A 13465-nucleotide genomic window follows, 5' to 3' on the forward strand; every position below is an offset into this window, starting at 1 on the left:
TCACGGAGGGCTTATGATGACCAGTCGAAACCTTCACGCCGTTACCCAACCATCACACCCACTTCTTCCGAGGTGGGTGTGGCAAGAACGACGGCTACTTGCTTGGATAGGCGGCATCGCAGCCGGTGCTCTTTGGATTTATTCGGGCATGCCAATGATTTGCCATTGAGCGGTGATGCCCCCGACAGAATGACAATGAAAGGGGAGACGACACTATGAAGCAGTTTTCTAGACTTCTTTTATCCGTCGCGTCCTGCGCCGCGCTGGCATGGCCTCAAATGGCTGCGGCCCAGGCTGCCTCAATCCCGCCTTCGCTCGTCACGCCGGACGAGGTCGAGACCAGTATCGGTACGCTCGAATTCAAGGACGGTGTACCGACGGCCGAAACGGCGCAGAAGGTCTACGACACGCTAGACTTCACCAATGCCCTCAGCGCCTACAACAACAGCTTCCGCGGCGCCTCGGCCCTGGCGATTGTCAAGGGGATTGAGGAAATCGGCGCCAAGCCTGGCGATGTCGTCATCTTCTCCGACCTTATGGATTCGAACTCGCTCTTCCTGACGGCGAATGCCGACACGATTTACTACTTCACCACGCTCGATCTGAGCAATGGCCCGGTGGTAGTCGAGCAGCCGTCGAACGCTGTCGGCACCATCAACGACCTGTGGTTCTCCTGGATCATCGACATCGGCGGCCCCGGCCCCGACCGTGGGCTCGGCGGCAAGTACCTGATCGTCGGGCCGGATTATGACGGCCCCTTGCCAGAGGGCGGCTACTTTGTCGCCCATTCGAAGACTAACCTCGCCCTCTACGCCGCGCGGGCCTATCTCGTCGATAACGACCCCAAACCGACCGTGAAGAACGTCAAAGAGAACCTTAAGATCTACCCCTATCAGCCGGGCTCCTGGGGCACGAGCATCGCCCAGGCTCTTGAGGGAACCGTTCGCATCGCTGGCGAACCGAAGATCCCCGAGACGACCTTCATCGAGGGCAGCGGGCTGTCGTTCAACACCATCCCGCCCAGCGACTACGGCTTCTTCGAGTTGATCAACGAAAACGTCCAAAGCCAGCCCGCCACCAGCTATGACGTGGAACTCGCCGGGCAGCTTGCCGCAATCGGGATTGTGCACGGCAAGGAATTCGCGCCCGACGACCGGATGAAGAAGATCCTGTCGGACGCGGCTGCGTTCGGCCAGGCAACCGGCCGGGCGCTCAATTGGCGCTATGCCATGCAGCACCCCGATTGGGCCCTTTACGAAGGTTCGCAGTGGGGCAGCATGCTGTGGGAAGGCGGCGCGTTCTTCGAGACGCCGCCGCCGCTCTTCGAACAGGGCAGGTTCAAGCCGCTTCCGCCGACCGGCGCCCGCACCCTCGATTCACGCACGGCCTTCTACTACGGCTACACGCTCGACTCGCCCGGCATGATCATGCGCATTCCGGGCGTGGGCTCACAGTATCTGATGGGCTTCCTCGATGCCGAAGGAAACCCCTATGACGGCGCAAGGACCTACAAGGTGACATTGCCCAAGGACATCCCGGCCGAAGCCTTCTGGTCCCTCACGCTCTACGACAACCAAACGCGCTCGATGTTGCAGACGCCGCAAAAGTATCCGCGCGCCGGCAGCCAGAGCTATCCCTCGCCCGCCGCCGAGGCTGCCGCCGACGGCACGACCACCGTGTGGTTCGGTCCGACGCAGCCCGAAGGCGTCGCGCCCGGCAACTGGATCCAGACAGATCCGGAGAAGGGCTGGTTCACGCTCCTGCGCCTATACAGCCCGCTGGAGCCGTTCTTCACCAAGGAGTGGAGACCGAGCGAGATCGAACTCGTGAAGTAAAGTCGGCGGCGAGCGTAGCAGCGCGCGACGTCAAGGGATCGGCCACCTGGCCGATCCTGTTCATTGCCGAACGTCAATCTAGTGTCCGCAGTAAATCCAAAACTTGCAGGTGGACTTGCTTCGACAAAAAGTCCGCAACGGGTCGAGAATTCGCCTTCATCAGGGTCGTGAGTGGGTCAGTTCGAGACGTTCGCCAACCCTTCGTCTGGCTCCGGTCCAGGCTGTGTAATACAGCCAGGGGTCGGAAGCGGTCTCCGAAAGCTATTCGGCCGGGACATCAACTTCGACGGGATCAGGCACAGTCGTGCTGAAGATGTCCATGATGTTGCGGCGCTTGGTCGGAGACTTGTCGCCAAGCTTCTCAGCTGTCGTCTCGACCACTTCCTTGAGCTGCGCGGCCTTTGGTTTGAGGCCCTCCTCGATGGCCTTTATCCGGGCTTCCATTGCATCGAGGCTTGCAGATGCTTCCGCACCACCAGTGTTTGCAGCCTTATGCTTCGGGCGCAGCGCCTTTTTATTGACGGTGCGTTTGGCAGGTGCTGCAGCTTTCTCATCTGCCGCAGGTTCTGCCTTGACCGGAGCTGCCTCCGCCGCGGCGGCCGTCAAAGGCTTCTCCTCCGTCACTGGCGCCGGCGAGGGAATTTCGACGGAAGGATATCGCCCCTTGGCATATTCTGGAGTTGTCGCCGGAACGGGCTTCGGTGACAGATAATCGACTTCCGGCACTTGCGGAATGTTAGCCTGAGAAAACGCCTCGGCTGATTTGAAGGGCTGTGTTTGGAAGAAGCGAAGCTTTTCCCCGAAGATCGGCCGTTGTCCTTCGATGAGCAGGATCATCTTATTCTCCGGCATTTGCCGGACCTCCTGCGGCATCATCAGATCGCGTTCGCGAATCTGCTCTACCTTCGTGCGGCGAGGCAGGCCCATCAGTTCGATCGTGCGGGATTCCGATTGGTAGCGGATCGTGCGCTTTCCGAGCGCGCGGGATGCGTACTCGGCTGTGGCCTGGTCGTTGGCGCCGAGGACGAGCTGATAGCCACAATTGCCGAGCAGGGAATGGCGGGACGTTTCTCCGTAGATCTCGTCGAGGTTCTTCAGATCCTGGATTATGAATGCGAGTTTGATGTTATAGCCAGCTACATAAGGCAGCTTGGTCATGATCTCGTCCATCCGCTTTAACTGCCGGAACTCGTCGAGCAAAAAGTAGACGGGGAGGGAATTAGGATCGTGCTCGAGCGTGAGAATATCCATTACCTGCTGCACGAACAGGGTCAGGAGGGGGCGCAGCAGGGTGATGTCGGTGATGTTCGGCGCCAGGTAGATCGAGATCGGCCGACGCTTCATTGCGCGAAGATCCATGTCAGTGACATTGGTCGCGGCAACGATCCGCTCATTTTTGAAAGGCCGCATAGCCTTTTGAATGTCCAAGAGAGCAGACGCGGCGGCCCGTTCCGATAGGGCGATGTAGGAATTGAAGCTCTCGACGGTGAACTTCGAAAGGTAGGGCTCCTTTTCCTTGATGTATTTCATGAGCGCCTGGAGATCGACGCCACTGTTAAAAAAGGAATTGACCTCGGCGAGGTTGCGCCGGTCTTTGTAGAAGGGGCTCTCCGTGATGTAGCTGATCACCCCGGCAAGGACCTGTTGGGCGGTCGCTTGCCACACCGAATTTTCCGATTCGGTGTTCTCGGGCACAAGAATGCTGGCGATGTTTTGAATGTCGGTCGTGCGATTGCCGCGCTCCGGCCGGATAAAGTCCAGCGGGTTATAGCTGTTGGTCTTTTCGGAGCCAGGCGCGAATAGGAAGACTTGGCTGCCGTTCTGGCGGCGATAACCCGCCGTCGCCTTGAAGACTTCGCCCTTGAGATCGGTAACGATCATTGAGCCTTCGTGCATCAGCGCATTGGGGATCACATAGCCCGCGCCTTTACCCGAGCGCGTCGGGCCGATGATCAGATGATGCCGGTCGTCCTTGGTGCGGAGTATGTTCCGCCCGACCCGGCCGAAGATATGGCCCTGTTTGCGGAACCACTTCGCGCGTCGTAGCGAAGCCATATCCTGAAAGGCGGCATCCCCCAATGGGCTGCTCGTCGGTTTCAGTCCGATGTAGGCGACGAGGCCCGCCACCAGCAGCGCCGGCACCATCGAACCAAGCGCGACCTTCTGCAGGGCAGGGCTCGTTTTATAATGCCAGAACTGTTGAATCGGAGCGAAGGGATTGCTCGTGATCGTCGTTTCGAGGATCCGACCGTCCTTGTAGAAGAGCTGAAGCCCCAGGCCGTATCCGAGCATCCAGACAACGAACGCTATCCCGACGCAAAAGAGCAGATAGAAGGCCTGGAGCTGCTTCGTCATGATTCATCCCGGGCGAAGAAGATCTCAGAGACGCCGCGCTTGCCGCCTTCACGGCGGAGCTGGATGACGATCGGGGTGACCATCTGGATATACGACATCAGATCCTGCTTCGAAAAACCCGCCGACATGCCGGCTTGCTGCATCATCATGGCGAGCTGTTCATAAGCGCCCATCGGCGTATCGGCGTGAACCGTCGACATGCTGCCGGGATGGCCGGTGTTGATTGCCCGGAGGAAGGAAAAAGCCTCTGCGCCTCGAATTTCACCGACGAACAGGCGATCCGGTCGCATGCGCAGCGATGACTCGAGCAGGCTTTGAATGGTCACGTCCGCTGTGCCCTGGTCACCCTTCGACGCGATCAGGTGAACGGCATTTGATTGCGGCGGGAAGAGCTCTCGCGTGTCCTCGAGCGTGATGATCCGTTCGTGCAGATCGACGCTCTTCAGGCAGGCATTGAGGAAGGTCGTCTTACCGGAGGAAGTGCCGCCGCTGATGAGGATAGAGACTCGCTTGGTGATCGCGGTGTGGATGAAGTCGTAAATCCGATTGGCGCGCAGATGTCCTATCAGCTCGCGATCGATATCACTGAGGCCGCCGACGGCTACAGATACCTTATCGAGCGATCCGTTGTCGCGATACTCCTCGAGCGTGAAGTTATTGACCACCTGCTTGCGGATCGAGATCGAGCCGCCTTCGGGGGCCGCCGGCGGCAAGACGATCTGGATACGCTCGCCGGTCGGAAGCGCGGCGCTGAGGATCGGCTTGGAGCGGCTGATGAACTGGTCCGTCGCAGCCGCAACACGCTCGCCGATGTTCTGGATTTCATCACCCGTCAGGGCGTCGATCAGATGATGCTCCATGTAATCGGCGCCAAACCGCTCCACATAGACATGACCCGGTTTGTTGACGGCGATTTCCACCACCCTCGGATCGTCAAGAAATTCCCTGATCGGTTCGAGAGCGCGGTTGAGGAAATAATGCGGATCGCGCTTGATCGTAGTGGCGTTACCTGCGGCGACGTTCACGTTGAATCTCCTTCATCGCTTCGGTGACCGGGTCGTCATACATGGCGCTGAAATCGAGGTCCTGGCGCACGTAGACAAAGATCCGCTCGCCTTGGCTGACGCTAATGGTGGGAGGAATACGCAGGTTTTCGCTCAACGCCTGGTTCGCCATGTCCGAGAAGGTCTCGGCGATGGTTTCGCGGGCGAGCTCCTCGCCACGTTGTGCCTCGCTGTTGTTGTCGCCGAACGCCTCGTCGCTTCCGTAGCCAGTCAGAAAGCTGGCACCGGCGCCGACGACCGAAAGCATGATTGCGGAGCCGAACCGCTCGCGCCACTTGTTGTCGACGTGGCCGGTCAAGCCCGAGCGCCCCAAGCTATCTGTGCCGATGGAGTTAAGGCGCACCGACACGCCGTCATCGCGAATGAGCCGGGTCCAGATGACGAAAATGCGCTTCTGTCCGCGGGTAATCTCGGACTGGTATTCGCCTATGAGGCGCGTTCCGGTCGGGATGAGGACGCGCCTCCCGTCGAAGGAATAGACGTCCTGTGACGTGATCGCACGAATCTGGCCGGGCAGATCGCTGTTGATTGCGGTCTCGAGGATGCCGGGGATCAACGTTCCTTCCGGTATCATGGCGTCGATCCGTTCGATCTGCCGTGCCTTTGCGCTCCGATCGGCGAGACTCGAGGCCGCAGCGAGGTACTTGCTGTTACGGTCTTCGCCGGCAACGCTGAGCCCGGAATCGACTTCGCCTGGAAAACCTCCGTTGCCGCTGCCATTGCCTTTCTGATCAAGCGAGATCAGCCCTGACTTATAGCGTTCGGGAAACTCTTCGACAGGCGCAATCTCGGGCGTGGCTTCAACGACCTCTGGTGGCGGTGGAACGTTGAACTCCGTGGTATCGGCGGGCTCTTCTTCAACTGGCTCCGGAGGAGGGGGCAGATTGATGACCGCAGGCTCTATTTCCGGCTTCGGCTCTTCTTGCTCACGCACGAACGACGGCGGCCGGAAAGTGGTCGTCTGAAACTCTTCGTCGCTATCCGCGACGTCGCGCGGCTTTTCTCCTGCCGTGGCAAGCACGAAATAGGCGGCGACAGCGCCCCCCAGAAGTAGGGCAGCCATGCCGATGGTTTGATTCCGTCCAGTGTTCCTGTTGCTGACGGCCGTCTCATCGGCGGCCGTCATGGCCTCAAGTTCAGGGCTGCGCTTCATTAGTTGCCGCTCCTCCTACGTTTCGTCGCCTTGGTGTCAGGAGCCGGACCGAGAATGGCAGGATCCGGAGCGCCGAAGTCGGGCTTGCGAAGGTTAAAGATGCAGGTCCACTGATTGCCCTCGCGCAGCGTGTATTGCGTCGCGACACCATCGACGACGATGTACTCGCCCTCCTTCCGAAAATTGCGCAGCGTCTCGGAAAAGTCGGCCTGGACGGCAAAAATCGCCGGCACCCGGCTGCCGAACTTGAAGAAGGTCTTTTTCCCGTCGTCGAAAATCACCAAGGGCTTCAACGCCGCGTCACCGGAAAACGAATAGTCGATGTTGACGTTGGCCTTGTCGACATTCGACATGTTCGGGTAGGCCGCCCGGTACTCAGCCTCCTTGCGGAGCGCGGCATTTAGATCCTTCTCGGGATAGACGAAGCGGATCCCGAACACCTGCTTGCCATCTGACGGAGCATGGTCGTTGAGCTCGAGGAAATAGATCCTCTTGCTGGTCACAACATTCATGTTGGTGGCGACATTCTTTGCGATCGGCTTCACGAACAGAATGTTGCCCTTCTCGGAAGGGGCAACCTGCCAACTGTCGGTGTCGCCAAGCGAGATCGTTTCGAACTTTTCGTCCTCATCAAAGATGATCATGGTGGAGATGCCGTAGGTGGCAGAGACCTTCACCACGTTATTGGACTGATAGACGACGCTGGTCACGCGCGAATCGAGGCTGCCCGGGCGAGGTGCCTGCGCAGCATGGGCGTGAGTCATCATCGCGGCCGCGCAGGCCGCGGAAAGCAGGAGGCGTTTGATCATTCCTCTCCTCCGGGCGTAACCGTCTCTTGATCGCGACGGTAGTTGTAGACCTGGAAGCCCAAGGGGTTCTCAAAGCGCCATTCGTTCGTTGCCGGCGTGTCCGTATAGCGATAGCGAACGACCGAGATATAGTGACGAACGATGGAATCCGTGTCCGATTTTTCGGTCGTCGAAAACCGGATCAAGGCCGTGCTCGCATTGGAGAAGGTGACGGACTTGATGTCGACCGTGACCTTCTTGTTCTTGCCGAGGACCTTTGCGGGATTGTTGGGATTTGCCGCACTGTAAAGCTCCTGCAGCTCGCGGGCCGCATCATCAGTGGAGAGTAGGGCGGCGATGCCGAAATTCTGCTCAATCGCGAAGGGGTCGTAGCCTTCGCGAGATCGGATATAGCGCACGACATTCGCTTGGGTGACCGCCTGTTGGTCGGTCAGCTTGGCAGACCGGGTCAGGCCGGTCTTCACCTCCATATAGCCGGTGTTCTTGTCGACCTCGACGATGTACGGCTCAAAGGTCTTCAGCGGAACGAGCATCACCAATGCCGTCAGCGACAGCAGGGTAATCGCGCCGAATATCATCGTGACGAACCATGCGAGCGAGCGCGATCGCTTGGCTTTTTTGACGATCTCCTGTTCCCAACGATCGCCGTCCTGAAAGTAGCTCCGAAGAGCTGCGTCATTCGTTTCTGCCATCCGTTCTAGCCCTTACATCTAGCCCTTATTTTCGCGCCTCAGCGAGGCATGCTGTTGCCGCTAATGCGGTTCTGCATCGCTTCAGCAGCGGCGTTGCGAATGTTGGTTCTCATGCCTTCCTGGGTCCGTGCCCTGGCTTGCATCCCGGCATTGCCGATTGACCCCGCCAGACGTTGCCCGCCTGACAGGGCGGATATTGGTGCCGATACGCCTGCAAATCGGCCGACGGCGCGCGCTACGTTGCCGATGCCGGCGGCCACGCCACCGGTAATGCCCTGCGCGAGAACCTGAATGTTGAAGAGGACAAATGCGCCTGCGGCGCAGAGGAGCAGGAAAGCGGAAATGTCGCTAAGCTGAAGTTCCCGCTGGTTTGCAGCGCTCGTGACCTTTGTCAGTTCCGGGTCCATCGCTGAGATCAGGAATGCAGCCACGACGTAGACGAATAGTGGGATCAGCGCATACATCAGCACCTGCTGGAACCAGGCGACGCCCATGCCTCTTGTCTGTTGGAAGAGCATGCAGCCGATGAAGATAGGTGCGGTCCCGATCAGCACCCACATCATCACCTTGGCAAGGAGTAGGATCGCCAGAGCCACTGCAATGAAAACCGCCACTGCAAGCATGATCAGAAAACCGATCATGGACGGGAGTACCGCGAAATAACCGGACTGTTCCGCAAAGGCAGAAGCGGCCTCGTTTGCCGTTTTCCAGATCATCGAAAGGCCGTTTGTCGGCTCTGTGATGCCTGTCCCGGTGGCGGTCAGGATCGCCCGGCCCACATCTTCCGGAGTGTTATTCAGCCAGGAATAGAAAAGAGTGTTGAAGTAGTCCCACTCCCTGACCAGCGCCAGAATGATCAACATACGGGCCACGCGACCAATGATCTCGCTGACGCTGATGCGGGCCGTTCCCATGAAGAGTTGGAGCCCGTAGTATCCCACATATGCGATGAACATGATGGTGAGCAGCGGCACGATCTCATCGCCGACAATCCCATAGGCTTGCTCAGCGAAATCCGCGCCTGTCTGTTCAATTCTGTCGAGCAGATCGCCCAAGAAATCGTGCATCGTTGCAAATTGTCCTTATTCAGCCGCGATTGCCTCGATTGCCGCCAGGGCGGCCGCTGCATCACCATTGACGCTCATCATCGGTCCGCATTCCTGGCGAGGATCCGGCGCGTAAGAAGTTAGATTGGCAGGTCTCTTGCAGGGTGCGGTCTTCTCCTTGGCCGCCGTACCGCAGCCGGCGAGGCCGGCCGCGATTAGGACTAAAAACAGAACCCTTGCCGTCATGGTGATTTTACTGGTCACTGTAGGAGAGCGCCTTCTTCGAGTTGGAAATGTCCGTCAGACGCCGCTGGTTATCGGCTTGGAGCGAAGACACGGCGCCGTTCATGACGCCGATCAGCTCGTTGATCGTCAGGCCTGCCTGGACCTGAAGCTGTGTGTTCTGATCGATGGAGCCCTTGATGTCCTTGGCTTGGCCGATATTTGCGCCCGCCTGCTCGAACGAGGTGCGGCGCGTCTGGACGGCTTGCTGCGAGCCAGTCACGAGCGCCGCTACACCGAGAACGGTGTTGACCATCTCTTCATACGATTTGTCGCCCGAAAACGAGCTGCCTGCCTGGCCGGACAGGTTCTTCACCAATTGCAGGCCGTTGATGAAGTTCGTTGCCACCTTGGCAACATCGCCGCCCATGCCGCCGAAGTTCGGAACGCCGCCCGACATCAGGCTGTCGAAGGACGGCATTTGAGAGACGCTGAAGCCATTGCCGACGGCAAGGTTCTGCATCTGATTGGCGTCGCTACCGCGATCGCCGGTCACCGCCTCAAGAGTGTCCTGGACCGTTTTCAGGACTTCCTTGTTGGTGCCGAGAATGTCATCGGTGGTTTTCGACGTTCTCTGCGCAATCTCAAGATTTGCAGCGTCGATGACCGGGACTTGCGCGAACGCTGCGGACGCAAGGGCCACCGAGCACGCCGTTAAAATCAAACGTTTCATGGCAGTTCTCCTCATTGAGCGGTCAACATCAGATCTACGTTGGCTTCGCGCTCCCGCTTCTGGACGCAAGCCTTTTCTGTCGGGCTCCATTCAAGACCCTCGCGGGGATCGCAAACGCCGGTCGTTTCGCGGTCCGTCTCGTCGTCATCATTCTTGATTTCGCTCGTACGTGATGCGCCGGAAAGATTGCCGACATCGGCCGCACTACGAGAATTCATGAGGTCCGCCATCGTCGTGCCGAGGCGGATGACCTGGTTCATCATTTCGAGATTGGCATTACGCGCGCCGGAATTGTGATCCCAACTGTCTTGGATCGTCCCGCTGGACATTGCGCCCAATTGCTGCAGCCAAGAGGCAACGTTTCCGCTGCTTTCCCCGATCGCCTGGGATGTCGCCATCGAATTAATCGTGGAGTCCCGCATGCCGGTGAAGGCGGTAGAACCGCCACCATAATTCGCCGGAATGCTGGCAACGTCGGAGCCGCCAAAGGCAGGAAGCCACTTTCGGGTGATGTTCGCCACATACCCCTGCGTTTCCTTGAAAGGCGGGATTCCGCCCCACTTCTGGACGTTACCAGGACCCGCGTTATAGGCGGCCAACGCCAGATTGGTGTTGCCGTTGAAACGGCGAAGCTGCTGCTTCAGATAGCGCGCGCCGCCACGAAGATTGTCTTCCATGTCATAGGGATTGACTCCGAGATCATTTGCCGTACCCGGCATAAGCTGAGAAAGCCCAATGGCGCCGACCGGCGATTTCGCACACGGATTGAACCGGCTTTCCTGATAGACGAGCGCCATGAAGAGGCTTTCGTCGACGCCTTCTTCCTGGGCCACTCGCTTCACGAGCCCGGTAATTTCCGGGTTGGCCGTTGCAGCGGAAGCGGCGTCACCGCTGCGACCTGGACGATACATCGAGCAGGTCACGCTCTTGCTGACGGAATGACGGTCACTATCCGTCTTCTCGATTTCCGTCGTCGTCTGGTCGCGTTTGGTGTCGGTCTCGAGCACCTTGCCGTCAAGCACCGGCACCTGAGAGTGCGCCGTTCCGGAGGCACCGAGCCACAGCGCAGAAATCACCCACAAAGCAGGACTCTTCCTCATTCGGCCTTCTCCCATCCGCAAAATTCAGCGAGCCAATTTTCAGGCTCGTCGCCATATTGTTCCCGAAGCGCCGCGCACTCCTCGACGGTCTCCTTGCGGCCGGAAAGCACCTTCACGAGATCGGGCATGGCGGAGAGATCGAGCCGAGCGATGACCGAGTCATTGCCGTGCTTGATCAGGAAAGTTCGCTTTTCGGGCGGAGTGTTCTTGATGAAGTTGAATTCCTTCACCGTCAGGCCAAAGCGCTTGATGTAGCTCTCTTCGTCTGCCCGCGGGTTCGGAAAGTGAATGTTCGTCGCCGACTGCTCAATCAGCGTATGCGAAGCCTTTGCCTTGGCGATATCCGCCGCGGACTGGGTGCCGAAGCCAACAATGCCGTTGAGCTTGCGGATGGTTTTCATCTTGTCGACGATGAACGCCGAAAATGTCTCGTCCATAAGGAGCTGCCAGCCCTCGTCCATGAAGAACATGACCGGGTTTCCATCGAGCAGCTCGTCAAGGCGATGATAGAGGTACATCAGCGCCGGCGTGCGAAGATCCTCGTTGCCGAGGATGTTCGTCATGTCGAACCCAAAGACGCTGCGCCCCGAGAGAGAAAGGACGTCGTGCTGGGCGTTGAAGAGCCACGCCTTTTCTCCTTCGATCCAAGGCCGAAGGCGAGAGTGAAGGTCATTGGCATCCGCCCGCGACCGGCCTACCAGCAGCCCGGCCAAGTTCGCCAGGTTGCGCTCCGCCGCAGGTTCTTGCATCAGGCGGACGATCGCCCGCTCTAGCGTATCCTCATCTTCCTGAGTGAAGTCGCTGCGATCACCGGAGCGCAGCATTGCCTTCAGGAGGCGAAGGAGGAATTCGCGGTTTGGGCCGGTATTTTCGAGCTGCAGCGGGTTAAAGCCGGTCGGCGTTCCCGGCGACAGCACCTCATATGAACCGCCAATAGCCCTTACGAAGATTTCCGCGCCGCGATCCTTGTCGAAGAACACGGCTTTCGGCGTCGGTGAAACGCGCATCGCCTGTGCGAGCAGGAAAGTCAATGCGACCGTTTTACCGGAGCCGGTTGGTCCCGTGACGAGGAAGTGCCCGATGTCGCGGCGATGGAAGTTGAACCAGTACGGCGTCTGCGACGTGGTTTCGAGGATTGTGATCGGCAGTCCCCAATGAGTGCGATCCGCCTGGCCCGTCGCGAAATTGTGCATGGAGGACAGGCCGGAAAAATTTGCGCTCGACAACATCGCTTTGCGAGCAATGTAGCTGTGATTGCCGGGCAGTTGCGCCCAAAATCCCGCTTCGAGGTTCAGATCCTCGCGAAGCCAGGTGAGGTTCATGTCGGTGAGGCAAGCACCGAGTTCGGAAACGGTGCGGCTAAGGACCGGGAGATCGCGGGAGAGGCATAGGAGCGAAAGATGGTGGAAGCCGAAGACGGCTTCCTGGTTCATCAGGCTATTGAGCGCATAGTCGATATCCTGTTCGACTGAGCTACCGGACTCGTCCGATGCCCGGATTTGCCGCTGGAGGCGGCTGATGCGCTCTTGCGCAATTGGTTTGTCGGCGATCGTGAAGGATTGCGTCAGGATGAATTCGTGGTTCACCTGCAACAGGCCATCGAGCATGCCCGGGCCGGTAAAGGGCGGATATTCCTTGATCGATAACAGCGCCCCAAAACGGCTGTCTTCGTCGACCGCCGCTTGAGCCTGCATGGTCCGCTTGCTGAAATGCAGTCGCGACGTGCCGACGTAATTGCGGATTCCCATGCGGGGCAGGCGCATTTTGCGCGGTACGCCGCAGGTCAGAATCGTATTGAAGAATTCGCAGGGCTCGGAATAGGGGTCGCCCCTTTCCTTTTCCTCCTGCCCTTCAATCTTGGCCTCGTCGTCGTTCCTGCGACGATAGGTAATGCCGAGCGCCCGGGCTCCATACTTGTGCAGATCACGCACTATGTTGCCGATCAGCTCTTCGAGCTCGGTGACGTCTTCGCGCGTTTGCTGGACCCGAGCGTCCTTGTTGGCCTTGTCGAAGATCCTCTTCAGCGTGTCGCCGACGCCAAGTGCACCCCGCATCCCAGACCGCACGATTGTCAAGTATATTTCGTTCGTAAACATGCGCTTGTGGCGCAGCTGCCCCATGTAGCGCTTGTTCAACAGGTCACAGAATGGTTCGTCGAAGGCGCCACCGATCTGCGTTTCGACCTCTCTCCGGATCACGGTCGACCAAAGAGAATAGCGGCTCGACCCCAAGGCACGGATCATCGTGTTCTGGACGACCGACCGCATGTTGAGCTCAGCCTGGTCCTCCGTCTGGAAGAACAGTCCATCGAGTTTGATGACGCTTAGAAGCGAGCCGTTTTCCAGCCCGATCACTGTGTCGGAGACGTGTCGGAGATACGGAATATGAGTCGACATGGGCCGCTCATTGCTGGCGACCCGGCCGAATCCAAGCTCTTCTTTGACGACTTTCAGCAT

Annotated in this window: 11 protein-coding genes; 1 reads left to right on the top strand and 10 read right to left on the bottom strand. The window is 58.7% G+C overall.

Translation table 11 applies throughout. The features are described from left to right. Positions 1-278: 278 nt before the first annotated feature. Positions 279-1835 carry a DUF1254 domain-containing protein gene (locus RB548_RS21010; RefSeq protein WP_331375207.1) on the top strand — a complete coding sequence of 519 codons (1557 nt, stop codon included), beginning with the start codon at positions 279-281 and terminating at the stop codon, positions 1833-1835. A 261-nt stretch (positions 1836-2096) separates the two neighbouring features. Here RB548_RS21010 and RB548_RS21015 read toward each other — a convergent pair whose 3' ends face one another. From RB548_RS21015 to RB548_RS21060, 10 genes are read right to left on the bottom strand one after another with little or no spacing between them, the layout of a single operon-like run. Next, positions 2097-4190: a type IV secretory system conjugative DNA transfer family protein gene (locus RB548_RS21015; protein WP_331375200.1), complete on the bottom strand. Its 2094-nt coding sequence runs from the start codon at positions 4188-4190 to the stop codon at positions 2097-2099. Then, positions 4187-5215: a P-type DNA transfer ATPase VirB11 gene (gene virB11 / locus RB548_RS21020; protein ID WP_331375201.1), complete on the bottom strand. Its 1029-nt coding sequence runs from the start codon at positions 5213-5215 to the stop codon at positions 4187-4189. Before virB11 ends, RB548_RS21015 begins: the two co-directional genes overlap by 4 nt. Further along, positions 5196-6407: a type IV secretion system protein VirB10 gene (virB10, locus tag RB548_RS21025; RefSeq protein ID WP_331375058.1), complete on the bottom strand. Its 1212-nt coding sequence runs from the start codon at positions 6405-6407 to the stop codon at positions 5196-5198. Before virB10 ends, virB11 begins: the two co-directional genes overlap by 20 nt. Then, positions 6407-7216 (bottom strand): P-type conjugative transfer protein VirB9, encoded by an 810-nt coding sequence (gene virB9, locus RB548_RS21030; RefSeq protein WP_331375059.1) that lies wholly within the window; start codon positions 7214-7216, stop codon positions 6407-6409. Before virB9 ends, virB10 begins: the two co-directional genes overlap by 1 nt. Continuing rightward, positions 7213-7908 carry a virB8 family protein gene (locus tag RB548_RS21035; protein ID WP_331375060.1) on the bottom strand — a complete coding sequence of 232 codons (696 nt, stop codon included), beginning with the start codon at positions 7906-7908 and terminating at the stop codon, positions 7213-7215. The genes virB9 and RB548_RS21035 overlap by 4 nt, the downstream gene beginning before the upstream one ends. A gap of 38 nt (positions 7909-7946) precedes the next feature. Further along, positions 7947-8975 (bottom strand): type IV secretion system protein, encoded by a 1029-nt coding sequence (locus tag RB548_RS21040; RefSeq protein ID WP_331375061.1) that lies wholly within the window; start codon positions 8973-8975, stop codon positions 7947-7949. Between the two features lie 15 nt (positions 8976-8990). After that, positions 8991-9218, bottom strand: coding sequence for a hypothetical protein (locus tag RB548_RS21045; RefSeq protein ID WP_331375062.1), 228 nt, complete (start codon positions 9216-9218; stop codon positions 8991-8993). Further along, entirely contained in the window at positions 9208-9909 is a 702-nt protein-coding gene (locus tag RB548_RS21050; protein WP_331375063.1) for a type IV secretion system protein, read from the bottom strand. Before RB548_RS21050 ends, RB548_RS21045 begins: the two co-directional genes overlap by 11 nt. An 11-nt stretch (positions 9910-9920) precedes the next feature. Beyond that, positions 9921-11009, bottom strand: a complete 1089-nt coding sequence (locus RB548_RS21055) for a lytic transglycosylase domain-containing protein (protein ID WP_331375064.1) — start codon at positions 11007-11009, stop codon at positions 9921-9923. Beyond that, a complete protein-coding gene (locus RB548_RS21060) occupies positions 11006-13465 on the bottom strand; it encodes a VirB4 family type IV secretion/conjugal transfer ATPase (RefSeq protein WP_331375065.1) in 2460 nt (819 codons plus the stop codon). Before RB548_RS21060 ends, RB548_RS21055 begins: the two co-directional genes overlap by 4 nt.

Source organism: Sinorhizobium chiapasense (assembly GCF_036488675.1).
Taxonomy (GTDB): Bacteria; Pseudomonadota; Alphaproteobacteria; order Rhizobiales; family Rhizobiaceae; genus Sinorhizobium; species Sinorhizobium chiapasense.

What these genes read in the sequence shown, in the direction of transcription:
- RB548_RS21010 (WP_331375207.1), top strand. Translation starts at nt 279, where the DNA reads ATGGCTGCGGCCCAGGCTGCCTCAATCCCGCCTTCGCTCGTCACGCCG.
- RB548_RS21015 (WP_331375200.1), bottom strand. Translation starts at nt 4,190, where the DNA reads ATGACGAAGCAGCTCCAGGCCTTCTATCTGCTCTTTTGCGTCGGGATA.
- virB10 (WP_331375058.1), bottom strand. Translation starts at nt 6,407, where the DNA reads ATGAAGCGCAGCCCTGAACTTGAGGCCATGACGGCCGCCGATGAGACG.
- virB9 (WP_331375059.1), bottom strand. Translation starts at nt 7,216, where the DNA reads ATGATCAAACGCCTCCTGCTTTCCGCGGCCTGCGCGGCCGCGATGATG.
- RB548_RS21035 (WP_331375060.1), bottom strand. Translation starts at nt 7,908, where the DNA reads ATGGCAGAAACGAATGACGCAGCTCTTCGGAGCTACTTTCAGGACGGC.
- RB548_RS21040 (WP_331375061.1), bottom strand. Translation starts at nt 8,975, where the DNA reads ATGCACGATTTCTTGGGCGATCTGCTCGACAGAATTGAACAGACAGGC.
- RB548_RS21050 (WP_331375063.1), bottom strand. Translation starts at nt 9,909, where the DNA reads ATGAAACGTTTGATTTTAACGGCGTGCTCGGTGGCCCTTGCGTCCGCA.
- RB548_RS21055 (WP_331375064.1), bottom strand. Translation starts at nt 11,009, where the DNA reads ATGAGGAAGAGTCCTGCTTTGTGGGTGATTTCTGCGCTGTGGCTCGGT.
- RB548_RS21060 (WP_331375065.1), bottom strand. Translation starts at nt 13,465, where the DNA reads ATGCTGAAAGTCGTCAAAGAAGAGCTTGGATTCGGCCGGGTCGCCAGC.